This is a genomic window from Cytobacillus sp. FSL W8-0315, from assembly GCF_038002905.1.
GTDB classification, from domain to species: Bacteria; Bacillota; Bacilli; order Bacillales; family Cytobacillaceae; genus Cytobacillus; species Cytobacillus pseudoceanisediminis.
On sequence record NZ_JBBOOC010000001.1, the window covers coordinates 3,407,849 to 3,430,721 of the forward strand.

Below are 22,873 nucleotides of genomic sequence, written 5' to 3' on the forward strand. Positions count from 1 at the left end.
TTTCTATAGATAGGGAGAGTTAGATGACAGATAACACCATTATTCGATTTAATTCCGTTACAAAAAGATATGATAATGATCCGCCAGTTTTAAAAAATGTCAGCTTTGAAATTGAGCGCGGGAAGTTCTATACCCTTTTAGGGCCATCGGGCTGCGGGAAAACGACCATATTGCGATTGATTGCCGGATTTACTGAACCTTCCGAAGGGGACATTTATTTTAATGGGCGAATAATAAATAATGTTCCAGCCAACAAAAGGCAAGTAAACACCGTTTTTCAGGATTACGCTCTATTTCCGCATTTGAATGTGTATGAAAATATTGCATTCGGTTTAAAAATCAAAAAAATGAAGAATGCCGATATTGAGAGGAAAGTAAAGGAAGCGCTAAGATTTGTAAACCTTGAAGGCTACGAAAATCGTGAAATCAAAGAAATGTCAGGTGGACAGCGCCAGCGTGTTGCCATCGCGCGTGCCATTGTCAATGAACCAGAGGTTATTCTCCTTGATGAACCTTTATCCGCACTTGATTTAAAGCTGCGGACCGAAATGCAATATGAGCTGAGGGAACTGCAGAGAAATCTGGGCATTACGTTTATTTTCGTCACACATGACCAGGAAGAAGCATTAGCCATGTCAGATGAAATTTTCGTACTTAACAGCGGAAGCATCGAGCAAAGCGGAACTCCTACTGATATTTATGATGAGCCGATCAATCGTTTCGTAGCAGATTTTATTGGGGAATCAAATATCGTTGCTGGAACGATGATCCAAGACTATCTGGTGAAGTTTGCCGGCAAATTATTTGAGTGTGTTGATGGGGGCTTTGAGCCAAACGAAGATGTTGAGATCGTCATCCGCCCTGAAGACCTGGCTATTACCGCACCGGAAGATGGGAAACTGAAGGTACAAGTTGACTCCCAGCTCTTTAGGGGAGTCCATTATGAAATCAGCTGCTATGACAGCGATGGCAATGAGTGGCTGGTCCATTCAACGAAAAAGGCGACAGTCGGGGATCAAATTGGCCTTCATTTCGATCCCGAAGCAATACACGTCATGAGGCACGGGGAAACAGAAGAGGAATTTGATAAGCGTCTTGAAGCTTATGAAGAGGAAAGCCATGAGAACTAATTCCCGCAACTTTTATTTAATTCCTTATGTCCTTTGGATTGCTCTCTTTGTAGTAGCGCCATTGCTTCTTGTTCTGTATTATTCGTTTTTTGATATTGAAGGGCACTTCACTTTGGAGAATTATAGAAAGTTCTTTACACCCGTTTATTTAAAAATGACTTTAAGCTCCTTTTGGTATGCCTTTTTAATAACGTTATTTTCATTGCTGATCGCTTATCCGACAGCTTATTTGCTTACTAAGACGAAACATAAGCAGCTGTGGCTCTTATTAATTATACTGCCATCGTGGATTAATTTGCTTTTAAAAGCCTATGCATTCCTGGGTATCTTTGGAACATATGGTGCAGCCAATAGCTTTTTGGATGCAATGGGAATAGGGGGCAGGCAAATTCTGTTCACTGATTTCAGCTTTATCTTTGTGTCAGTATACATCTTTCTTCCTTTCATGATTTTGCCGATATTTAATTCTCTGAATGAACTGAATCCAACCCTTCTTGATGCCAGCAATGATTTAGGCGGGTCTTCCTGGGTAACATTTAAACGCGTAATTTTTCCTTTGACACTTGATGGCGTGAAATCGGGATGCCAGATCGTCTTTATCCCTGCACTGTCATTATTCATGCTGACAAGGCTGATTGCAGGAAACCGTGTCATCACTCTTGGAACAGCCATTGAACAGCATTTCCTTGTGACACAGGACTGGGGAATGGGCTCGACCATTGCCGTATTTCTGATTATCGCAATGGTGTTCATTATGGTGCTGACAGGCAGAAGAAAGCGGGGGATCCTATAATGAAAAAGAACAGGAAATGGCCGGCGATTTATTTGGCACTTATCTTTATCATCCTGTACGCCCCGATCTTTTACTTGATATTTTATTCATTCAACAGCGGAGGGACCATGTATCAATTCGAAGGTTTCACCCTGGATTGGTATCGGGAGCTGTTTGCTGATGCCCGATTACTCATCATTGTCCTTAACACCATTATTATTGCCCTTTTATCTGCAGCGATTTCGACCATTATTGGAGTGGCTGGAGGACTAGCCATTGCCTATGCTAGAAAACGCAGAGTGAAAAATACGCTCCTGTCACTGAATAATGTGCTGATTGTCAGTCCGGATGTCATTATAGGCGCCTCGTTTTTGATTCTGTTTACAATGATCGGACTTAAGCTTGGATTTGTATCTGTTTTGCTTGCTCACATAGCCTTTAGTGTACCGATTGTTGTGCTGATGGTTTTGCCTAAAATAGAAGAAATGAGCACGTCCATGATTTATGCAGCCATGGATCTTGGGGCAAGCAGATTCGATGTGCTGACCAAAGTCATTCTCCCTTATATTACTCCTGGAATTTTCGCTGGCTTTTTTATGGCCCTGACGTATTCCCTGGATGATTTTGCGGTAACTTTCTTTGTTACAGGCAACGGCTTTACCACTTTGTCTGTTGAGATTTATTCACTGGCAAGACGGGGAGTTTCTTTAAATATTAATGCTTTATCTGCTTTGCTTTTCCTATTTACAATCATTCTGGTAATAGGCTATTACTTTATTACGAAACGAAATGATAAGCCGAATGGAATGGGGGTAAGGCAATGAAGAAGCTTGTTCAGGCACTCGCCGCGGTATTAATTGTTTCATTTGCCTTATTGTACATCGCTTCAGGGCTGAATTCCTCCCAGGGCTACACAAGCGGAAATACTTTGACCATTTTTAATTGGGGCGACTATATAGATGCAGACTTGGTGGACAAATTCGAACAGGAAACAGGCATAAAAGTCATCTATGAGACATTCGATTCCAATGAAGCGATGATGACGAAAATTGAACAGGGTGGCACAGCTTATGATATTGCTGTTCCATCTGAATATGCGATTGAAAAAATGAAAGAGGAAGACCTGCTTTTGCCGGTTGATCATTCAAAAATTCCGAACCTGAAATATATCGATCAGCGTTTTATGGACCTGCCTTTTGATCCCGGGAATGAATATTCAATTCCCTATTTCTGGGGTACTGTCGGAATTCTTTATAACACCGATATTTTAGGAGATAAAAAAATCACAAGCTGGAATGATTTATGGGACCCTGAATTAAAGAACCAGATCCTGCTGATAGATGGGGCAAGGGAAGTAATGGGCATGGGTCTCAACAGTCTCCATTATTCGCTGAATGACAAAAATAGAGACCATTTGGTCGAAGCTAAACAAAAGCTCGATAGTCTTACTCCTAACATTAAAGCCATTGTCGGTGATGAAATCAGAATGCTGATGGAAAATGATGAAGCCGGCATTGGGGTGGTCTGGTCCGGCACGGCTCAGGAACTCATGTGGGAGAAGGATAATCTGGAATATGTACTTCCGGAAGAAGGCTCCAATCTTTGGTTTGATAATATGGTCATCCCTAAGACTGCCAAAAACCCGGAAGCAGCCCACCAGTTTATGAATTTCATCCTTGACCCGGAAAATGCGGCACAAAATACAGAATACGTTGGATATTCAACGCCGAATAAAGAAGCGCTGAAATATATGGACGAAGAAACAATTTCAGATGAACGATTCTATCCGGATGAAGAAATGACAGCTCGGCTGGAGGTTTATGAGAACCTGGGAAAAAGAATGCTTGCTTATTATAACGAGCTTTTCCTTGAATTTAAAATGCATAAAAAATAAAGTGCTGCCAGGATCAATTCCTGGCAGTTTTTGCATTGGAACTGTTTTAAAGAATCAGGGAATGCTAGCTCAAAGGAGGATGGAAAATGAAAATATTCATCAGTATATTTTTATTGATTTTTTCATTCGCAAGTATAGGGAATTCCATAAGTGCTGCCCCGCTAAAACCTGAATTGGCGATTGTCATTGACGATCTGGGAAACAACATGAAGGGAACAGCAGAAATGATGGAGCTTCCGGTGACCTTAACAGTTGCCATCATGCCTTTCATGCCAACGACAAAAGAAGATGCAGAACTGGCAAGTGAAAATGGACATGAAGTGATCGTTCATATGCCAATGGAGCCGAAAAGAGGAAAGAGGAGCTGGCTTGGTCCGGGGGCAATCACAACAGATTTAACTGATGAAGAAATCCGCAGCAGGGTAGAGAGTGCCATCAAAGAAGTGCCGCATGCGGTCGGGATGAATCACCATATGGGTTCAAGAGCCACTGAGAATGAGCGGGTCATGAGAATTGTCCTTAAAGTATGCAAAGAACACGGATTATTTTATCTTGACAGCAAAACAACCGGCAAAAGCGTCGTCGGCAAACTGGCAAAAGAAATCGGTGTACCATATGTAGAAAACAATATTTTCTTCGATGACATATACACTACTGCCCATATTACAAAACAGGCTGACAGACTTGCAGAAAAACTGGTGAAAAATGAACGCATTATCGCAATTGGCCATGTCGGCATCACAGGTACAAAGATGGTTAATGTGCTTAAAGAGTATATACCTGTTTATAAAGAGAAAGCAGAAATAGTGCCGCTCTCAGAACTGATTCCAGGCTATGAACTTATTGACGAAGGTCCTTGAACTAAAGCGGAAGCTCCTTGATCAGGGTAAACGTCAACTAAAAACCGCCACGTCCTGTGGCGAACGTTGAAGCCGGCACATCCTGTGCAAGTCCGACAGGCATATGACGAATCACGCAGGAAACCTTCCAAAGCAGCTTTGGTCGGGCGATGTATCCGATGACGAAGCGTTCCTTGTCCTGATTTCTGGAGTGATTTGGCTTATGACCCGAGGGGCTAGGCGCTGGAGGTAGATGCAATCTTTCCACAGAGTGATTCACACAGTTCCATTTTATAATTTACTATAAATAAAAGCTGCAAGCCTGGTGTGGTTTGCAGCTTTGTTCATGGTGTGTAATAAAACGGTGCAATGGTGAAATACGGCTTAAATCCTAAAAGGTGGCCGCCCACATTCCGGTCTGGTTAGTCCCGCAACGAAGCGATGTTAGAAGAGGTGGGCGACCGTGAATATAGTATATGCAGTGATGCAAAAAGGATGCAGCAAAACTTCCCTGAATACAGGAAGGTTTTGTATGATCTTACTGAACTTGTGTGGCATGGGTGTCCGGCACCTTTTTAAAAGAGATACATCATTGTAACAATGATAAGGGTTAGAATGACCGAGAAAAAAGATGCCTGAGATGTTAATGGATTTTGCTGTTGAAATGGCAAAGATGGTGCATTTATTTCTTTTGAGAAAAGGGAGCAGGCATGGAAAACGTTTTATCACAAGCTTAAGGATTTGAAAAAAAGTGAAGCATCCTCATTAAAAGAAATTGCCAATCGGGGCTGCTGCAAAAGAACTGGAAAATGCAATACTCTCTGAATAATAATATCCATCCACTGCAAAACATAACATTGTCAGAACTGTAAAAAGTGCGGCAATGTTTTTTTTTTCATTTACTCATGATTTTGTCCCGGTTGTTAGGGGTATGTAAATATTAAATCAACAGGAAGGGGTGAATTGCATGCTTTGGACTATAGCAGGTATTTTGCTTGTATTATGGATACTCGGATTAATATTTAAAGTAGCAGGAGGCATCATTCATATACTGCTGGTAATAGCAGCGATCATCTTTGTTGTAAACTTTATAAGAGGCCGTGCATCCGGCAGAGGATAAATGAAAAAAGCCTTCAGATTTTGGAGGCTTTTTTTAAAGTTAATGTATTTGATCCATCACGATTAAGCTACCCTGTGCTGGCGATCATTTATTTTCGGAAAGATTCCCATTCAGGGAATATGGAGTTAACGCTCATTCATACGCTGACCTTCAGACATGTTCTGGAAAGAAGGCTGCCGTATCTCTTCAGGCGAGTAATATAGAGGCAGCGAAATAGTAAAGCTGGTTCCTTTATTCTGTGTGCTCTCTATTAAATATTTTCCTTTCAAACGATTGATGATGTCAAAAGATATCATTAACCCTAAGCCGGTTCCTTTTGTTTTCGTTGAGTAATAGGGCTGACCGAGCATTTGAAGCTTTTCTTTCGACATTCCGACACCTTCATCTTTAATTTGTATATCTGCTGTAGTATTTCTTTTGAATGCTGAAACCTCTAGAATACCGCCATCAGGCATGGCTTCTATACTATTTTTCATTAAGTTTATAAATAATTGCTTTATTTCATTCGGATTACCCATGATAAAAATGCCTTCAAAAATACTTGTCCTTATTTCAACCTTTGTCATCAGTCCATATGGCCGCATAAAATCAGCCACCTCAAATAATAATCCGGAAAGTGAAACTTTACTGGCAACAGAAGTTTCCGGGCGTGCAAGTGAGAGGAAATCACTAATAATATGATTGGTTCTGTCCAGCTCTTCCAAAGAAACTTTAATAAATGTCTTTTGATCTGCAGTCAGGTTTTTTTCATTTTTAAGCATTTGCAGAAAACCTCTTACAGTAGTCATTGGATTCCTAATTTCATGGGCGACTGACGCAGCCAGCTGACTGATTGCATTGATTTTTTCGGCATTTCTCAGTTTTTCCATCATATTTTCCTGAACCAGATTCATTTCAATCAAATAGATGATTATAGAAAGCGTCATAATGGAAACTGCTGAAAACAATAGTAAGTATACAGCGTCTTCGTTTATATCCTTTTGGAGGAAAATAACATACCTGGTTATCGTAATGGGAAGATAAAATAAAACTGCTATACTGAGTTTTTGCCTAAATGTACATTTTTTATAGATTTTTGACGCATAGAAAAAAAGCACAGAAATTATTGTGTAATTTACAAGCGCAATCCAAATATCTCCTGGTGAAAAAAAGCCCTTAAAAGAAATCAATGCAAAAATAGTCAGGAAGCCTGCACGGGGCTTAATGTAAAAATAGGCGACAAAAACAGGAATAAATTTCAAGTCAAAAAACTGACCGCCTGCAATTTCCACAGGAAAAGTCATAGTGAGGAAAAGTGCTAAAAAAAGAACAGATAAAAGCGGGGCAGAAGTCTTCCAGTAATCCCCCCGATAAGAAGAGATTTTATGGATAAAAGGGATCATGATCATAATCAGAAAGTGAAAAATCAAGTCAGCTGTAAAATCATACAAAAGAACCATTCCTCCATTATGTAGGTAATATTAGTAATTAAACAAAAGAAAGGAAGAATCCTTTATATGGGAACATTTATTTATTCTGGTTATATGAAAGAACCATTTGTTTACATAACATTATTATGGGTTAATTTGATTATTTACAAATGACCCGCAGTTCCATTATAAAAAACCGGCCCATAGTGGGCCGGTTTCTCATCATGCCAGTACCATTTCAGTCTTCAATTCTCCAACAATCTTCTGGACTTCACTGCCTTCAAGAGTTTCTTTTTCAAGAAGGGCCTCTACCAGCGTTTCAAATTGAGGCTGATGATTTGCGATGATCAATTCGCATCTTTCCAGTGCTTTCTGGAAAAGATCCTGCATTTTTGCTTCTTTTTGACCTTTGTTAAAAGTAAGCTCAAAGCCGTTATCCAGTAACCCGGTATCAACCATTTGCTCAATGATATGCTTGGCTTGTTTTACGTCACCGCTTACTCCAATGCTATGCTCGCCAAGAATCATTCGTTCTGATACACCGCCAGCGAGAATCATGGCAACTTGATCAAGCAATTCACTTGTTGTCGATAAGTGAAGTTCTTTTTGAATGGGGGCCACGTAACCAAGAGCTTCACCTCGGGGAATGATGGTTGCTTTTCGGACGGATCCTGGTTTTGTTAAAGCAGCCACTAAAGCATGGCCAGCTTCGTGTATGGCCACCCGCTGCTTCGTGCCGGGATCCTGCAATGCACGGGTGGTAGTTCCCAAAATGGTCCGATCCAGCGCATAATCCAAATCATCCTTAGAGATAATTTCCTGGCCGTTACGGACAGCTCTGCGGCTTGCCGTTTCAAAAAGGGAATGAAGATCTGCTCCCGAGAATCCAGAAGTGCTTTCTGCCAGATCGCCAAGTGTTGTCATGACATCCTCAGCAAGTAATCTATTTTTCGTGTGAATATTGATAATCTCTCTTCGGCCCTTTGTATCCGGAAGAGGGACATTGAAGGAGAAGTCAATACGCCCAGGACGGAGGAAGGCTTCATCGAGCATATCCTTCCTGTTTGTCGCTGCAATAAATAGTATTCCATCATTGGAATATCCGCCGTCAAGCTGAACTAGCAGCTCAGTTAATGTTTTTTCACTTTCTTCCCCGCCATGCTGCTTTCTTCTGCCTGCCAGTGCATCTACTTCGTCAATGAAGACAACAGCAGGGGCATGCTTTCTTGCATTTTGGAAAAGATTTCTTACACGGGATGCTCCCACACCAACGAACAATTCATTAAAACCGGAACCGCTGGTTGAGAAAAAAGTAGCTCCAAGCTCTTTAGCGATTGCCTGAGCCAGCAACGTTTTCCCCGTTCCAGGAGGCCCGTATAACAGAATTCCCTTTGGCGGCTTAATCCCCATCTTCAGGGAGCGCTCAGGTTCTTTTAAAATTGAAAGAGTCTGCATGATTTCCTCTTTCATTTCTTCCTGAATTCCGCCAACATCCTCAAGTGAAATGGAAGGAAGGGCCTTTGGCTTAGATACACTTTGCTTCATAGTATTTGTAGCGCCCATTCCGCCTTTTCCTGACTTAAACAGGTAAATGCCAATGGCTATAAACAAAAGGACTACACCGCCCAGAATCCAAGGGGTATAAGGTCCTGTGTTTGCGAACGTATATTGTATATTATAGGTTTCTACTAATTTATCAACCATCTCACTGTTGGGGGGCACATGGGAGATGTACTCGCCATCAGGGGCTGTGATCAGCAGTTTCCCATTTTTATATTCCTGTACTGCAACAGTCTTCCCATCCTGGGAGGCAATAATTTTTTCCACAGAAGAAAACGGGACTGTCACATCCTTTTTTCCTGCTTGTACGGTCCAAATAACCGCCGCCAAAATCACCGTGATCACCAATGCAATAGAAACAATCGTCGAAGGCTTCTTAAGACGTGATTTCAACTATTTCCCTCCTCATTAAACATACCTACATTATAAGGAAAAAGAATTGTTAATTACAGGGTTTTACACTTTTTAAACGTTGTAAATTATGGAAAAATAATATCTCCTTAGAGGAATTGTGCTATAACAGCATTCCAGGTGCATCAATTTATGATAAAAATGTGACAGAGATGAAGCAAATAAAATTATAAAACATAATAACAATCAAAACTATAAAATTGGAAACTGGATATGAAATAGTGAATAATAGAAACTGTGAAAAAAATATGGGAAAAAGGTGTAAAGATGGCACAGCAGGATTTTACAAAAGGAAATATATTCAAACAGCTCTTGGTGTTCTCAACTCCAATCATGCTCACTAATTTTCTGCAGGTTTCCTATCAATTTATTGATAGTCTGTGGGTTGGGAATCTGCTTGGGGCCGACGCATTGGGAGCTTTGGCGGTGTCCGGCACTGTAATCTTTACAGTTCTTTCTTTTATCATTGGAATAAACAATGCGGCGTTAACGATTTTATCCCAGCAAAAGGGTGGGGATCATGAAGAGGGGCTGAAACAATATTTGAATGCCTTTACCGTCATTCAGACAATTATGTCAGTTGCTCTTGGAATAGCCGGATTCCTGTTTGCAGAAAGAATTTTGGCCATAATGGGCACACCTGCAGGAATGGCTGAAGGTGCAGCATCCTATTTGCAGATTAACTTCATTGGTATTCTGTTTTTATTTGGATACAATTTTATAGGAACCGTACTCAGGGCGCTTGGAGACAGCAAGAGTCCACTGTACTTTGTCCTGATAGCAGTCGTATTAAATGCAATCCTGGACCCTCTTTTTATATCTGTATTCCAGCTTGGTATTGATGGGGCAGCTTGTGCTACGATCCTTTCACAGGGGTTCGCATTTATGATCGGAATGATATTCATACTCCGCAAAAAGCTGGCGCCGTTCACTATTCCTTCTTGGCCGCATAAAGAGGAAGCGGCATTAATTTTCAAGCTCGGCATCCCTTCTGGACTTCAAATGACCGTTATATCGGCTGGTGTTATGGCTATTATGTCTGTCGTCACCTCTTTTGGCGATGACGTGGTTGCGGGATTTGGTGCAGCTCAGCGTATTGACAGCATCATTATGCTTCCTGCGATGGCATTGGGGACTGCAGTCAACAGTATGGCCGGTCAAAATATAGGGAGAAATCAATGGGAACGGGTTCATCAAATCGCCTTGTACGGAGTCATTTACAATCTTGGAATCATGTTTATCATCGCTTTTGGTACGGTCCTATTTGCAGAACACGGGGTGCGCCTGTTTATACAGGATAAAGAATCAGTTCAGTATGGCACTGACTATTTAAAGATCATTGCCTTTTTTTATCCGCTCCTGGGCATTAATTTTATATTGAATGGTGTGGTAAGAGCTTCCGGTGCGATGTTTCAAGTGCTCATACTGAATATCATTTCATTCTGGATCCTGCGCTATCCTTTAACATTCCTATTTTCAAAGTTTATGGGTGATAAAGGAATTGCTGCAGGCATGGGGATAAGCTTTGCTATAAGCAGTGTCATCGCCTTTATGTATTACCGTATCGGAAAGTGGGATAAACAGGCTATATTTGGAGAGGGAAAATAATCCTTTTCACTTTCATTTATTTCATTTATACTAAAATTGGATAATACAATAACGTGCCACAAGGGGAGCATTCTGCTGAGAGTGAATAGTTCGCTGTTCTGACCCTTTGAACCTGTTAGATAATGCTAGCGCAGGAATGTGGAATAAAAGGCGGAAGGGGTTTTTCTGCCTGCTTGTTCTCCCTTGGGGTATCGTCATACGATTATAGGGGGATTTTTTTATGAAAAAATTAAGCCTGACGGCGATGATTGAAGCTTCATTTTTTGCAGCATTTGCTATTATTTTGGATTTCCTTCCATCTATTAAGCTGTCGCCTTCCATTTCGATTTCTGCTGCGATGATTCCCATATTCATTTTGGCATTCAGATGGGGCTTTAAAGTCAGCTTCATTGCCGGTCTATTATGGGGAATATTGCAGATTGCCATGGGTGATGCCTGGATTGCGACTCCGCTTCAGGCATTTATTGAGTACTTTGTGGCATTTGCCTGTATCGGTTTTGCCGGTTTGTTTTTCCGACCAATTCAAAATCAGCTGCGCAGCGGAAACAAGAAAAAGGCATTGGGCTGGGTTGTTTTAGCTGTGTTTGCCGGAAGCCTTGCCCGGTATTTCTGGCATTTCATAGCAGGTGTCCTTTTCTTTGGGAGCTATGCGCCGGAAGGGATGTCACCGGTTCTCTTTTCCTTCCTGGCAAACGGTGCAACCATGCTCGGAGCAGCTATTCTCTGCTCGATTTTAGCAGTATTAATTATATCTTCAGCTCCAAGATTGATCATAAGAAAAACGGATGAAGTTATTCAATCACAAAAACGCGCTTCCTAATATAATCAGCCTCTTTGGAAATTTCCAAAGAGGTTTTTTCTTATTTTAGGAAACTGCTCCTGAAAAATGGGTATATTACTCAAAAAGGGGAGTGATTGTTTGTCAAACACATTGCAGGGCAATATTATTACAGGTGTATATGATGCAGAAACCAGTGCCTTTGAGATCCAGAAGGTTAAAAATTTCAGCACCCAGTCTGTCCTTAACAAAAATCAATGTGAAAATTTGTATAACTATTTATCCCTTCATGAAGAGGATGAGGGAGGACAGATTATTACACTTTACGATCAAATGCCATTAATGCTGACCAGGCAGGAAATAGGCAATTTAAAGAAAGATTTGGAGAACATTAAAAAGCTATATCAGTAGAAAATTGCTTTGCACCTTTGCAAAGCTTTTTTTGCATAAATAAATTTGACAATTTTGTGACAAAAAGTTTGACAAATTTGTGAACATAGTTAGAATATTAAATAAAAGGGGATGGAAATATGACTTTAAAACAGCAAAAGGTGCTGCATTTTTTTAGAAATGTTACTGCGGCCGGTATTCTTTTAGGGTTAATTGTCTTTATTTCAAGCTTTTTTGTAAGCGGTCTCACGGGTGAGTATGTTTTATCAATCGGTTTAAGCATTATGGTATCATCCATGCTAATTTTTGGATTCGGATTTTTTATTAATGTGATGGAAGAAATGACAAAGGGCAGCAAGGGAATCAGACAATACAAATAAAACCGGCCTCCAAAAGGGAGACCGGTTTTATTATCTGGCTCATGGGATGGACAAGGCGATTCCGCTTTTCTTGAATTAATGAGCCGCGTGCCCAGAAGTGAGAACCCAAATAGAACCTACTACAATTACAATAACCATAAATACGGCATAAATCATATTAACTAAGTTCGTTTTGCCGTCTTCTCCTTCTCTTAAGTGCATGAACATGAACAGCTGCATGCCTGCCTGAATGACAGCCAGCGAGCCGATGATCCACATGATCACTTTAAAAGAGAGGTTCGTTTTTAGGGCAATACCTGCTGCTGCAAATGTCAGCACAAGGGAAACAACAAATCCAATGACATGGCTTATAGGGAAGCTTTTTGATTGATGATGTTCCATTTAAGCCACCAGTCCTTTCAAATACACGAATGTGAAAATAAAGATCCAGACCACATCAAGGAAGTGCCAGTAAAGGCCGATAATAAACGTTTTTCTTGCTGTAGTAGGGGTAAGGCCTCTTTTTAAAAGCTGGATAATGACCATAGTTGCCCAGCCAATTCCCAATGTAACATGGGCTCCGTGTGTACCCAGCAGGACAAATAAGCTGGATAGGAACGCACTTGTCTGCATCGTTGCACCTTCATGGGCATAATGGATAAACTCATTAATCTCCATGAATAGGAATCCTGCGCCAAGTGCAAGGGTAATCACCAGCCAGGTGATTAGCCCTTTCAGGTTATGGCGGCGCATTTCAAAAATGGCGATGCCCATTGTAAAGCTGCTTGTCAAAAGGAGGACTGTCTGAATCATGACATCCTTGATCACAAAAATGTCTTTATGTGTTGGCCCTCCAGCAAAGCGTTCATATAAAACTCCATATACTCCGAACAGAGTGGCAAATAGAACGATTTCAGCGCCAAGGAAAACCCAGAAGCCAAGAATATTCATCCGGTCCTGTTCAGTTTGATATTCAAGGGGCAAAGAAGTATCCACTTTAGCTGACATGATCGTGCACCTCTCCTTCTGTTTTTCTCCACGCATTTTCAATTCTGTGGATTTCATCTTTTGTAACATGGAAGCCTTCATTGTAATCGAATGAACGAATGATCAATCCAGCAAAAATGCCGATGGCAGCTACAGCTGCAGCGATGTGCCATTCAAATACAAGGAGGAAGCCTGCGATGCCAAAGATGACACCCATATAAATCGGAAGCCAGGAATTGCTTGGCATATGAATCTCTTCGATTTCACTGTCATATAACGTTAAGCCTTCATTCTTTTTTTTCATGTGCCAGAAAGGATCAAGGGATTTAACTTCCGGCAGTTTTGCAAAGTTATAGAATTGAACAGGTGACGCAGTAGACCATTCCAATGTTCTTGCGTCCCATGGGTCGCTTGAAATGTTTCTGTCGGCATAGCGGATGCTCCAGTAAATGTTGTAGCAGAACACCGCGAATCCGGCTGCCAGAATGATGGAACCAATTGCCGAAAGCATAAAGAGTGGTGCAAATCCAGACTCGGCAGAGTATGTGTATGCACGTCTTACAGCTCCGTTTAATCCAAGGAAGAACATAGGCATGAATGTTACGTTAAAGCCGATAACAAATAGCCAGAAATGCCATTTACCGATTTTTTTATTCAGCATGAAGCCGAACATTTTTGGCCACCAGTAGTAAAGACCTGCAAATACCGCAAATACGACACCTGGAATTAATACATAGTGGAAGTGGGCAACCAGGAATAATGTATTGTGATACTGATAATCCGCTGCACCCATTGCAAGCATTACGCCAGTAACCCCGCCTATGACGAAGCATGGGACGAATGCAAGTGCCCAAAGCATGGCGGAAGTAATTTTTATGCGGCCTTTACGCATCGTAAACAGCCAGTTAAACATCTTGACTCCAGTCGGTATGGCTATCGCCATCGTCGTGATGGAGAAGAAAGAGTTTACAGCAGGGCCTGATCCCATTGTATAGAAATGGTGGACCCAGACAACCATACTTAAAAGGGCAATTCCAAGGATGGAAAATACCATTGATTTATATCCAAACAATGATTTTCTTGAGAAAGTGGCAATAACTTCTGAGAAAATCCCGAATGCAGGAAGGGCAACAATGTAAACTTCAGGATGTCCCCAAAGCCAGAACAGGTTAGCCCAAAGCATATCCATTCCTCCGCCTGATACTGTAAAGAAGTGTGTTCCATACAGACGGTCGAATGTCATCAGTGCCAATGCAACTGTGAAAATAGGGAAAGCTGCCACAATCAGAATGGATGTTACAAAGGTAGTCCAAGTGAACATCGGCATTTTCATTAGTGTCATGCCTTTTGTTCTCATTTTCAAAATCGTGACGATAAAGTTTATACCTGTCATCAGTGTCCCGATACCAGCAATTTGCAGCGCGACTGCGTAAAAATTATTGCCGATTCCAGGGCTGAATTCCTTGCCTGCAAGAGGGAAGTAAGATGTCCAGCCTGCATCAGGCGATCCCCCGATAACAAAAGAAATATTAAATAGCATAGCTCCGCTGAAGAACAGCCAGAAGCTAAGTGCATTCAGCTGCGGAAAGGCAACGTCACGCGCACCAATTTGAAGCGGAATGACAACGTTCATTAATCCAATCAAGAATGGCATTGCCATGAAAAGAATCATAATAACGCCGTGTGTTGTAAAAATTTCATTATAGTGCTGTGAATTCAGAAATTCCATTTCAGGGCGTGCTGTCTGAGCTTTCATCAGCAAGCCGTCCATCCCGCCGCGGAAAAACATCAATACTGCGGAGATGATATACATGATACCGATTTTTTTATGATCAACTGTAGTCAGCCATTCGGTCCAGAGGTATTTCCACTTTTTTAAATACGTGATGGCAGCGACTGCACCAATCATCGTTAATAAAATAGCAATCTGTGAACCTAGTATAAGGGGGTCCCCAGTAATAAAAAACTCATCCCATTTAATGCCCATGATGGCCACCTCCATGGTTTTCTTGACTATCATGGCTCTCTTCTTCACCATGACCTTCAATTACGTTTGGATTCTCATTTTTATAATTGTCATCTTCTTCGAATGTTTTACCTTGATATCCATGGCCTCTGTAGAGCTCAGGATTTGTATAAGCCTTCGAATTTGGATCAGCATGGTTAACCCATTCTAAATGAGTATTGGAATATGTCAGTCTTCCTAAATGCGTAGGCTTCAGCAGCCCTTCATACTCTTTCTCAGTCAGTTTAGGTGCTGTTTCTTTAACGTCGTCAACCCATTGGTCAAAATCTTCCTGTGTTTGAGCAAGAACCTCAAACTTCATATCCGCATAGCCGCGGCCGTTAAAGTTCGTGTTCTGTCCTTCATATGATCCAGGGTTATCAGCGACAAGATACATTTCAGTTTCCATTTTGGGCATCGTATATTTCTGTCCGCCAAGTGCAGGCACCCAGAAAGATTGCATAGTGCTGGCAGATGTCATTTTAAAGAGAACCGGCGTATCTTCAGGAATATTGACATAGTTCACTGTTTCAATGCCTTCTTCAGGATAGCTGAAGATCCATTTCCAGTCAGCAGATGTTACATGTATTGTAATAGGTTCTTTTTCTTCATAGCCCTTAGGTGTTTCTTCCAGCGCATAAAGTGTTTTTACTGTCGGGATTGTTAGGGCGATGACAATTAAAATCGGAATCCCGGTCCAAATAATTTCAAGTAGTGTACTTCCATGCTCCTCAGGGGGTTCATAATCTTTATTCTCAGGTCGTTCACGGTATTTCCAGACAATGTAGCCGAATAATCCAAACACGACTGCAACGACAAGAAGCATCCAGATCAGGGACCAGTTAATTAATTCGGTAATGCTTCTTGCAACGGGGCCCTGAGGTTCAAATACAACCATATTGCAGCCGCTTAAAACCATTAAGGGCAATAGGGCTGTTAAAGAGAGCAGCATTTTCTTCATCTGATGTTTCATCTCCTTTTGACAAAAACTATTGTTAAATAATTCACAAATAATGTGCGGGTTTTCACAAAGATGCCAAAAAAATATATAGCTGGTAAACATAAGCATCCTTAAAAACCTTTATTTAACTTAGTTATCACTGTGTAAATGATATTAACATAAGCAAATGTGAAAAGTTGTGACAAAAGTGGGAAGGAAATAAATGTAAGCTATTTGGACAGCTTATATTTTTGTTCAAATAGCATTATTACAGGGTTTTGGTCATCAAAACAACTTTTGAACAAATTTTGAACTTTAATGCGACACCCTAATTATCTTATGTTACATCCATATTCAAGCAAAAAACCACCAAATAAAATTCTCCATACAAGAATTAATTAAATGAATTCTCTCTTTGTTGAAAAATACTGAATAGTACAGTAACATGGACTAATAATAGAGAAGGACAGGGTGAGGAAATGACTGATTTAAGAAGTGATACGGTTACAAAGCCAACTGAAGAAATGCGGAAAGCTGCTTATGAAGCTGAAGTTGGGGATGACGTATATGGAGAGGATCCATCAATAAATAAATTGGAAGAGACAGCTGCTGAGGTGCTTGGTAAGGAGGCAGCTCTGTTTGTAACGAGCGGCACACAGGGAAACCAGATTGCCATCTTAACACATTGCCGTCCGGGCAATGAAATTATTCTTGAAGCAGAAAGCCATATTTTTTATTATGAAAGCGGCGCTTCATCTGCCTTTGCCGGAGTCCAGACAAGGACGCTAAATGGGATAAGAGGTGCAATGAATCCTTCAGAAGTGGAGTATGCCATTAGGGGAGAAGATCAGCATTATCCGGAAACAGGATTGATTTGTCTGGAAAATACCCATAACAGAGCTGGCGGTGCCGTAATACCTATTGATAATATGGAAGAAATATACAGAATTGCCAAAACGAATAATATTCCCGTACATATTGATGGGGCAAGACTGTTTAATGCAGCCGCAGCCTTAAACCTGCCGGCTTCTGAAATGGCCAATCATTGCGACACTGTGCAAGTATGCCTCTCTAAGGGGCTCGGAGCACCTGTTGGTTCCATTCTTGCAGGCAGCAGAGAATTTATTGCTGCAGCAAGAAAATGGCGCAAAAGATTGGGAGGGGGACTCCGCCAGGCTGGGATCATAGCAGCTCCGGGAATTGTTGCATTAACGAATATGAGAGAGCGTTTAGCCGAGGATCACGAAAATGCTCAATATCTTGCACAGCAGCTTGGACAAATCAAAGGGATTGAAATCGTAAATCAAGTAGATACAAATATCATTGTGGCTGATGTAAAAAACCTTAAAATGAACTCATCGGAATTTGTTGAAAAGTTAAAAGCTGAGGGAGTGCTTTCAGGAACTTTCGGACCTTCTTATGTGCGTTTTGTCACTCACTATGATGTTACTAAAAAGCAGCTTGAAGATGCAGTCATAGCCATACACAGAACAGCTGGTCAAATGATCTAACTGCAAATAAAAACGCATGTTTTCTGCAGCAAGCGTTTTTCCGTTTCAAATGAATCGCATATCTCAGCTTAGATGGCTCAAAAAGCACACAAATGGTTATAAGAAAATAAAAGGAAATCGGCGCATTAGCCGATTTCCTTTTTGTTGATTAAAGGTTCAAGCTGATTTTTTATATCATCAAGCAATTCATGAATGGTCACTTCATTATCTGTTTGTCCTTTATCAAGAGCGGATTCCAAAAGCTTTGCAAAATCATTAAAGTTAGTTTTCATAATAGACACCTTCAAATTGCAATGTATTTTATGACTCTATTCCCTGATAAGATTTTTTAAAACTCATTATATATTATTAATTTTCCGGCTGAGGTGTGACGAATAGTGAACAGCCATTCAATCTTGTTCTTTGTATGAATGTTTAGGTCCTAAGAAATCTGGGTAATTAATACTGATAAATTTCTCAGCTGCCCCCATACCTGTCTAATACAAAGCGAATAGTATAGCAGAAAGAGATTATAGATTCATTCATTCATTAATTAAATCAGGAGGTCTGGTTATGAGATTGGTGCAAATGGATATTGATCAGCTATTGGAAGCCACATCGGAAATTGCCGAAGAAGATCTTGGCTATATGATCAGACATGTAGAAATTGATCATTTATTAGAACGAACCCAGGATTGGTAATATATATGGAAAATCCCCGCAGTCAGGAACTGAGGGGATTTTTTATGCTGAAGACTTATTTTCTTGAACATGGTTCTTAAATCGCAAAGTTTTTTTAGAAGATATAACTACCCCCAAGGTGACAATGCCTCCGCCGATTATCTGATACAAATACAATTTTTCCTCCGTAAAACACAATGCGAAAATGATAGCGAAAATAGGGAGAAGATTCAGGAAAACCCCTGCTTTGGCTGCTCCTATTAAGGAAACTCCAAAATTCCAGGATAGAAAAGCCATAATTGAAGCCAGAAAACCAACATACAGCAAGATTCCTGCGGAAGTTAAGGTGAAGACAGGGGTTTTTTCCATCACTAGATATTCAATAAGGCTTAAAGGCACCAATAGTAAAATGCCGATATATGTTGATGCATAAAAAGAAGTTAGCACAGGCAAAACGTTTGAATATTTTTTGCCAATTACCGAATACGATGCCCACATAATGACTGCTGCCAATACGTATAGATCTCCGGCATTTATTTTCCATGAAAGAAACATTTCAATCGATCCCTTTGAAATAATATATAAAATTCCAAAGACTGACAGGAGAATTCCTGCTGCCTGGTGGGCTAGAAGTTTTTCTCTTAAAATAAATATGGCTAGAATGGCGATAAAAAGCGGTGTAGTACTATTTACCACAGATGCATTAATTGATGTGGTGTATTGCAGCGCAAAATAAATGATTGTGTTGTAACCGGCAACACCTGTCACCGCCAATAGCAAAAGTATCCGCTTATGCTCCCAAATTATGTTCCAATCTCTTTTTAGCTTCTTGACCATAAAAGGAGTTAAAAGCAAGAATGCAATGATCCATCGCATTAGGGAAAAGAGCAGCGGCGGAAAATAATCGACACCAATTCTCCCTATAACAAAATTCCCTCCCCAAATCATGTTCGCTAAAATCAGCATTAAAAAACCATACTTTTTGTTTGTCCCATCCAGCATTTGAGAAAACCTTCTTCCTGCACTGTAATAAATTAAATTTTACCTTTACCGCCAGGAAAATTCATTAATTTCAGAAATTTTATAAAAATTAATTTGTAACTATTGGAAGATTCAACCCGTCAACTTACTTAAAAAGGGGTGTCTTTCATGAAGAAGAAATGGATTTTTCTGGGCGGAATCACACTGATCATTATTTTATTGGCGTACTTCTCGTTTCTTAACAGGTTAAAAATTGTCAGTAACCTGGCAGAAAATAATGAAGAAGTGACAGTTTTAAAGAATAAGGTGTGGGAAGTTACGTTTTCAAAAGAACTTAATCCAGATAGTGTGAACAACAGCTCCGTTTATATTTTGAATGAGGAGGGCGGAAAAGAGCAGGTTAAAGTCTCACTGGAAAATAATAATAAATCCATCGAAATTCAACCGCCTGATGAAGGATATAATCTAAATTCTCCAAACTATACATTGGTCCTTACTAAAGATATCAAAACAAAGGGCGGACAAAACCTGAATCAATCAGTAAAAACTGCTTTCAAAGTTATAGATACTCTGCCGGCAATCGGCTCAAGAAATAAATTGAACGATTACTTTTCAAAAATGCTCAATGAAGAAAGGACATTCCTTGCTGGAAGGGATATGGCAGTGAGCGAGGAGAGCAGCAGTGAAAAGAGCTCAGCAGATTCTGCAGGTGCAGACTTTTCCGCAACAAATGTTCAAGTAGCCGGTATAGATGAAGCTGATCTGATAAAAACGGATGGTACGCATATATACAAAATTACTGATAATAAAGTCCAGATTATTAAGGCCATCCCGGCTGACAAAATGAAGATGGAATCTGAATTATCATTTAATCAGGAATTCTCTCCCTATCAGCTATTTATAGAAGGCAATCAATTAATTGTTATGGGCCACAGCTATAAAGATGCTCCTGTTCACATAGGAAAACCTGCTTCAGAAAAAAAGATTGCACCTGCATTTCATTCCACAAAAACGATTGTTTTCAATATCGATAATAAACAAAATCCAGCACAAATCAGAGAAGCAGATATCGAAGGCAGTTTGCTTGCTTCCAGGCTAATGGATGGAAAGGTATATTTGATTACAAGTCATTTTCCCGAATATTGGATTTTGGAAAGAAATAAAAATGCAGATATGCGTCCCCGTTATTTTGATACTGCCGAGAGCAGGGAGCAGCAGATCGTCGATTATAATGAGATAAAATATTTTCCAGGTTCCCAAAACGCAAATTATATTAATGTAGCTGTATTGAATTTAAGAGCCGACAAAGAGCCACTATCAGTCACAAGCTACTTAGGCAGCGGAAATGAATTCTATATGTCCCATAATAATCTATATTTATCAGCAGCCAATTACAATAATGAAACAATCGGAGACAGACAGATGCCCCATCCGGATACGAGCATCTATAAATTCAATATAAAAGACGGAAAAGTAGAGTTCCAGACATCAACTGAAATAAAAGGCACCGTTTTAAACCAGTTTTCAATGGATGAATATAATGAAAACTTCAGAGTGGTAACAACCAAAGGAGAGGCCTGGGACGAAAGAACCCCTTCTTCCAACAGCCTTTATATTCTGGATAAGAATTTAAAAAAGATTGGACAGCTGGAAAACCTGGCTAGAGGAGAACGGATTTATTCTGCAAGGTTTATGAATGACCGTATTTATATGGTTACTTTTAAGGAAACGGACCCGCTCTTTGTCATTGATGGATCAAATCCGGAAAAACCTTCTGTTCTGGGTGAGTTAAAAATTCCCGGCTTCAGCAATTACCTGCACCCATTAGACGAAAACCACCTCATTGGCTTCGGACATGATACGAAGATAACAGGAGGCAAAGGAGCAGGCAGCCAGCCTGTTATTACAACAGACGGTGTAAAAATATCTTTATTCGATGTAAGCAATACCAATAAGCCAGTTGAAAAAGATACAGAAATAATAGGAGGACGCGGAACATATTCACCTTTAAATCACGATCACAAAGCTCTGTTTATCCATAAAAAGAAAAATCTATATGGATTTCCGATTTCAATCTATCAAAATAAAGAAGGAAGCCAGTTTGAATCAAATTTCGACTACCAGGGTGCGTTAATATACAAAATTACTGCCCAAAATGGAATCGAGCTTCAAAGACAAATAACCCATCAGACAGAAAATGCAATTTATGAAGAATGGGAAGATACAATTGAAAGGCTTATCTATATCGGCGACCACATATATAGCATTTCCCCTAAAAAAGTGGATGCCTACCATATAGATGGATTCAAAAAAGCAGGAGAACTTGAGTTAAATTAATTGGAGGAACCAGCCATTTTCTGGCCGGTTCTTTTTTATGCGCACACTGAAAAACAATAATGGAAATGAATTACCACATATTAGAATGAAAATGTCGAATAAAGGCTAATATAAAGCTGATAGTATATAAATATAATTTTACTAAAACGGCTGGTGAGAATATGAAAGGCGGGAGTACCCCTAAATTAATATCTTCTGAAATGGCCATGCTCTGGAACACCTATGTAGCTGATACAGCAGCAGTCTGCTGCATAAAACACTATATAAAAACAAATGAAGATCCGGATGTCTTGCCGGTTTTGAAATATGCGCTATCCATCGCCAAGGATCACATAGACGACATTTCCTCACTCTTTCAAAAAGAAGATTTTCCCATACCTGATGGATTCAATGAAAAAGACCTGCACAATGACACACCCAGGTTATTTTCAGACGTAACCTATATTAGATTCATGCATCATTTAGGAAGAACCGGATTGAATGCCTATTCACTTGCTAAATCAGTTTCTGCAAGAAAAGACATTCGCAGCATGTTTAAAAAATACTATGAGCAAACAGAGAAACTTTTTGATATGGCCGCTGAGGCCATGGAGGAAAAGGGAATATTCATTCGATCACCATATATAGATTATCCTAAAAAAGTAGAATATGTATCAAACCATCGTTTCCTTGGCGGAATTGCAGGCAAAAAGAGGCAGCTGCTGGCCATCGAAATCGCCCATTTGGGTACGAATATCGAGTTATCCAATATTGCTAAAACTATGCTTTTGGCATTCAGCCAGGTAGCTAAACAAAAAGTCATAAGCGATTATTTCAAAAGAGGCTATGATATGAGCCTGGAGCATGCGGAATATTTTCTCAATGTCTTAAAAAATGACGATGTGGCATATCCAAGCACATGGGATGGGTCTATTACAGACTCAACCATCTCACCTTTTTCGGATAGATTAATGATGTTTCTGATCGCCAGCATAACTGCGGTCGGCGTAATGGACTTTGGAATAGCCATCGGGGCAAGCATTCGAAAAGACCTGGCTATTCAATATGCTAAAATGATGATCAAAGTCGGAAATTTTGCAGATGAAGGAGCAAAAATTATGATTGACAACGGCTGGCTGGAAAAGCCGCCTCAATCACTTGATAGAGAAAAGCTCAGAAATAAGTAGCTGAAGCACCTTTTTG

22 protein-coding genes and 1 riboswitch are annotated in these 22,873 nt (G+C 40.2%); of the genes, 14 read left to right on the forward strand and 8 right to left on the reverse strand.

What is annotated here, in order from left to right:
• The first annotated feature begins 23 nt into the window (after positions 1-23).
• The 6 genes from MKY20_RS17410 to MKY20_RS17435 all read left to right on the forward strand — a co-directional run bounded on the left by MKY20_RS17410 (position 24) and on the right by MKY20_RS17435 (position 5,755).
• Entirely contained in the window at positions 24-1,130 is a 1,107-nt protein-coding gene (locus tag MKY20_RS17410) for an ABC transporter ATP-binding protein (RefSeq protein WP_009334505.1), read from the forward strand.
• Positions 1,120-1,923 carry an ABC transporter permease gene (locus MKY20_RS17415; RefSeq protein WP_009334506.1) on the forward strand — a complete coding sequence of 268 codons (804 nt, stop codon included), beginning with the start codon at positions 1,120-1,122 and terminating at the stop codon, positions 1,921-1,923. The genes MKY20_RS17410 and MKY20_RS17415 overlap by 11 nt, the downstream gene beginning before the upstream one ends.
• Positions 1,923-2,726, forward strand: a complete 804-nt coding sequence (locus MKY20_RS17420) for an ABC transporter permease (protein WP_019379810.1) — start codon at positions 1,923-1,925, stop codon at positions 2,724-2,726. Before MKY20_RS17415 ends, MKY20_RS17420 begins: the two co-directional genes overlap by 1 nt.
• Positions 2,723-3,796 (forward strand): ABC transporter substrate-binding protein, encoded by a 1,074-nt coding sequence (locus MKY20_RS17425; protein WP_009334508.1) that lies wholly within the window; start codon positions 2,723-2,725, stop codon positions 3,794-3,796. The genes MKY20_RS17420 and MKY20_RS17425 overlap by 4 nt, the downstream gene beginning before the upstream one ends.
• 86 nt (positions 3,797-3,882) lie before the next feature.
• Positions 3,883-4,656: a divergent polysaccharide deacetylase family protein gene (locus MKY20_RS17430; protein ID WP_009334509.1), complete on the forward strand. Its 774-nt coding sequence runs from the start codon at positions 3,883-3,885 to the stop codon at positions 4,654-4,656.
• A 946-nt stretch (positions 4,657-5,602) separates the two neighbouring features.
• A complete protein-coding gene (locus MKY20_RS17435; protein WP_019379812.1) occupies positions 5,603-5,755 on the forward strand; it encodes a lmo0937 family membrane protein in 153 nt (50 codons plus the stop codon).
• Between the two features lie 125 nt (positions 5,756-5,880).
• On the opposite strand, the gene MKY20_RS17440 is transcribed toward MKY20_RS17435, so the two are convergent.
• Both MKY20_RS17440 and MKY20_RS17445 read right to left on the reverse strand, forming a co-directional pair.
• Positions 5,881-7,185, reverse strand: a complete 1,305-nt coding sequence (locus tag MKY20_RS17440; RefSeq protein ID WP_341002159.1) for an ATP-binding protein — start codon at positions 7,183-7,185, stop codon at positions 5,881-5,883.
• Positions 7,186-7,386: 201 nt separating this feature from the next.
• A complete protein-coding gene (locus tag MKY20_RS17445; protein ID WP_019379814.1) occupies positions 7,387-9,117 on the reverse strand; it encodes an AAA family ATPase in 1,731 nt (576 codons plus the stop codon).
• Positions 9,118-9,402: 285 nt separating this feature from the next.
• Here MKY20_RS17445 and MKY20_RS17450 point away from each other — a divergent pair, with 285 nt between their 5' ends.
• From MKY20_RS17450 to MKY20_RS17465, 4 genes are all read left to right on the forward strand, one after another.
• Entirely contained in the window at positions 9,403-10,743 is a 1,341-nt protein-coding gene (locus MKY20_RS17450) for an MATE family efflux transporter (RefSeq protein WP_341002162.1), read from the forward strand.
• A 51-nt stretch (positions 10,744-10,794) separates the two neighbouring features.
• Positions 10,795-10,897, forward strand: a riboswitch (TPP riboswitch).
• A 66-nt stretch (positions 10,898-10,963) separates the two neighbouring features.
• Positions 10,964-11,563 (forward strand): energy-coupled thiamine transporter ThiT, encoded by a 600-nt coding sequence (gene thiT / locus MKY20_RS17455; RefSeq protein WP_019379816.1) that lies wholly within the window; start codon positions 10,964-10,966, stop codon positions 11,561-11,563.
• 99 nt (positions 11,564-11,662) lie between these two features.
• Positions 11,663-11,932 (forward strand): hypothetical protein, encoded by a 270-nt coding sequence (locus MKY20_RS17460; RefSeq protein ID WP_009334515.1) that lies wholly within the window; start codon positions 11,663-11,665, stop codon positions 11,930-11,932.
• A 119-nt stretch (positions 11,933-12,051) separates the two neighbouring features.
• Positions 12,052-12,291, forward strand: a complete 240-nt coding sequence (locus MKY20_RS17465; RefSeq protein ID WP_009334516.1) for a hypothetical protein — start codon at positions 12,052-12,054, stop codon at positions 12,289-12,291.
• 75 nt (positions 12,292-12,366) lie between these two features.
• On the opposite strand, the gene qoxD is transcribed toward MKY20_RS17465, so the two are convergent.
• The 4 genes from qoxD to qoxA are packed head-to-tail and all read right to left on the reverse strand — an operon-like array spanning position 12,367 to position 16,223.
• The gene (gene qoxD, locus MKY20_RS17470; protein ID WP_019379818.1) at positions 12,367-12,672 is read right to left on the reverse strand and encodes a cytochrome aa3 quinol oxidase subunit IV; all 306 of its coding nucleotides are present in this window, start codon (positions 12,670-12,672) and stop codon (positions 12,367-12,369) included.
• Entirely contained in the window at positions 12,673-13,278 is a 606-nt protein-coding gene (qoxC, locus tag MKY20_RS17475; protein WP_009334518.1) for a cytochrome aa3 quinol oxidase subunit III, read from the reverse strand.
• Positions 13,268-15,244 carry a cytochrome aa3 quinol oxidase subunit I gene (qoxB, locus tag MKY20_RS17480; protein ID WP_341002170.1) on the reverse strand — a complete coding sequence of 659 codons (1,977 nt, stop codon included), beginning with the start codon at positions 15,242-15,244 and terminating at the stop codon, positions 13,268-13,270. Before qoxB ends, qoxC begins: the two co-directional genes overlap by 11 nt.
• Positions 15,234-16,223, reverse strand: a complete 990-nt coding sequence (gene qoxA, locus MKY20_RS17485; RefSeq protein ID WP_009334520.1) for a cytochrome aa3 quinol oxidase subunit II — start codon at positions 16,221-16,223, stop codon at positions 15,234-15,236. Before qoxA ends, qoxB begins: the two co-directional genes overlap by 11 nt.
• A 458-nt stretch (positions 16,224-16,681) precedes the next feature.
• On the opposite strand from qoxA, the gene ltaE reads away from it, so the two are divergent.
• A complete protein-coding gene (gene ltaE / locus MKY20_RS17490; RefSeq protein WP_019379820.1) occupies positions 16,682-17,713 on the forward strand; it encodes a low-specificity L-threonine aldolase in 1,032 nt (343 codons plus the stop codon).
• 125 nt (positions 17,714-17,838) lie between these two features.
• Here ltaE and MKY20_RS17495 read toward each other — a convergent pair whose 3' ends face one another.
• Positions 17,839-17,985: a hypothetical protein gene (locus MKY20_RS17495; RefSeq protein ID WP_019379821.1), complete on the reverse strand. Its 147-nt coding sequence runs from the start codon at positions 17,983-17,985 to the stop codon at positions 17,839-17,841.
• Positions 17,986-18,265: 280 nt separating this feature from the next.
• Between MKY20_RS17495 and MKY20_RS17500 the strand changes: the two genes are divergently transcribed.
• Positions 18,266-18,394 (forward strand): hypothetical protein, encoded by a 129-nt coding sequence (locus MKY20_RS17500; RefSeq protein ID WP_019379822.1) that lies wholly within the window; start codon positions 18,266-18,268, stop codon positions 18,392-18,394.
• 42 nt (positions 18,395-18,436) lie between these two features.
• Here MKY20_RS17500 and MKY20_RS17505 read toward each other — a convergent pair whose 3' ends face one another.
• On the reverse strand, positions 18,437-19,375 hold the full coding sequence (locus MKY20_RS17505; protein WP_217024862.1) for a DMT family transporter: 939 nt from the start codon (positions 19,373-19,375) through the stop codon (positions 18,437-18,439).
• A gap of 147 nt (positions 19,376-19,522) precedes the next feature.
• Between MKY20_RS17505 and MKY20_RS17510 the strand changes: the two genes are divergently transcribed.
• Together MKY20_RS17510 and MKY20_RS17515 are read left to right on the forward strand one after the other, a co-directional pair.
• Positions 19,523-21,691: a beta-propeller domain-containing protein gene (locus MKY20_RS17510; RefSeq protein ID WP_251175630.1), complete on the forward strand. Its 2,169-nt coding sequence runs from the start codon at positions 19,523-19,525 to the stop codon at positions 21,689-21,691.
• A gap of 161 nt (positions 21,692-21,852) precedes the next feature.
• The gene (locus tag MKY20_RS17515) at positions 21,853-22,857 is read left to right on the forward strand and encodes a DUF3231 family protein (RefSeq protein WP_009334525.1); all 1,005 of its coding nucleotides are present in this window, start codon (positions 21,853-21,855) and stop codon (positions 22,855-22,857) included.
• Positions 22,858-22,873: the final 16 nt, after the last annotated feature.

Excerpts from the sequence above, each read along its gene's own strand:
- MKY20_RS17410 (WP_009334505.1), top strand. The coding sequence starts at position 24 with ATGACAGATAACACCATTATTCGATTTAATTCCGTTACAAAAAGATAT.
- MKY20_RS17415 (WP_009334506.1), top strand. The coding sequence starts at position 1,120 with ATGAGAACTAATTCCCGCAACTTTTATTTAATTCCTTATGTCCTTTGG.
- MKY20_RS17420 (WP_019379810.1), top strand. The coding sequence starts at position 1,923 with ATGAAAAAGAACAGGAAATGGCCGGCGATTTATTTGGCACTTATCTTT.
- MKY20_RS17425 (WP_009334508.1), top strand. The coding sequence starts at position 2,723 with ATGAAGAAGCTTGTTCAGGCACTCGCCGCGGTATTAATTGTTTCATTT.
- MKY20_RS17430 (WP_009334509.1), top strand. The coding sequence starts at position 3,883 with ATGAAAATATTCATCAGTATATTTTTATTGATTTTTTCATTCGCAAGT.
- MKY20_RS17435 (WP_019379812.1), top strand. The coding sequence starts at position 5,603 with ATGCTTTGGACTATAGCAGGTATTTTGCTTGTATTATGGATACTCGGA.
- MKY20_RS17450 (WP_341002162.1), top strand. The coding sequence starts at position 9,403 with ATGGCACAGCAGGATTTTACAAAAGGAAATATATTCAAACAGCTCTTG.
- thiT (WP_019379816.1), top strand. The coding sequence starts at position 10,964 with ATGAAAAAATTAAGCCTGACGGCGATGATTGAAGCTTCATTTTTTGCA.
- MKY20_RS17465 (WP_009334516.1), top strand. The coding sequence starts at position 12,052 with ATGACTTTAAAACAGCAAAAGGTGCTGCATTTTTTTAGAAATGTTACT.
- qoxD (WP_019379818.1), bottom strand. The coding sequence starts at position 12,672 with ATGGAACATCATCAATCAAAAAGCTTCCCTATAAGCCATGTCATTGGA.
- qoxC (WP_009334518.1), bottom strand. The coding sequence starts at position 13,278 with ATGTCAGCTAAAGTGGATACTTCTTTGCCCCTTGAATATCAAACTGAA.
- qoxB (WP_341002170.1), bottom strand. The coding sequence starts at position 15,244 with ATGGGCATTAAATGGGATGAGTTTTTTATTACTGGGGACCCCCTTATA.
- qoxA (WP_009334520.1), bottom strand. The coding sequence starts at position 16,223 with ATGAAGAAAATGCTGCTCTCTTTAACAGCCCTATTGCCCTTAATGGTT.
- ltaE (WP_019379820.1), top strand. The coding sequence starts at position 16,682 with ATGACTGATTTAAGAAGTGATACGGTTACAAAGCCAACTGAAGAAATG.
- MKY20_RS17495 (WP_019379821.1), bottom strand. The coding sequence starts at position 17,985 with ATGAAAACTAACTTTAATGATTTTGCAAAGCTTTTGGAATCCGCTCTT.
- MKY20_RS17500 (WP_019379822.1), top strand. The coding sequence starts at position 18,266 with ATGAGATTGGTGCAAATGGATATTGATCAGCTATTGGAAGCCACATCG.
- MKY20_RS17505 (WP_217024862.1), bottom strand. The coding sequence starts at position 19,375 with ATGCTGGATGGGACAAACAAAAAGTATGGTTTTTTAATGCTGATTTTA.
- MKY20_RS17510 (WP_251175630.1), top strand. The coding sequence starts at position 19,523 with ATGAAGAAGAAATGGATTTTTCTGGGCGGAATCACACTGATCATTATT.
- MKY20_RS17515 (WP_009334525.1), top strand. The coding sequence starts at position 21,853 with ATGAAAGGCGGGAGTACCCCTAAATTAATATCTTCTGAAATGGCCATG.